The 274-nt window shown below is 53.3% G+C and carries 1 rRNA gene; it reads left to right on the forward strand.

The annotated features are described in order from the left end of the window. A 23S ribosomal RNA gene (locus ACZ92H_RS29715) occupies positions 1 to 274 on the forward strand; the annotation flags it as partial.

Here is a 274-nt window from a genome sequence, read left to right on the forward strand (position 1 = left end):
CGAGGCAGAGATGCGTAGCTGATGGGAAGCAGGTTAATATTCCTGCACCGTCGTATGATGCGATGGGGGGACGGATCGCGGAAGGTTGTCTGACTGTTGGAATAGTCAGTTTCTGTCTCATAGAAGGCGCTTAGGCAAATCCGGGCGCGGAATTCAAGGGGATGGGACGAGTGCACTTGTGCACGAAGCAATCGGAAGTGGTTCCAAGAAAAGCCTCTAAGCTTCAGTCATACGAGACCGTACCGCAAACCGACACAGGTGGGCGAGATGAGTA

It is taken from the genome of Janthinobacterium foliorum (assembly GCF_978021625.1).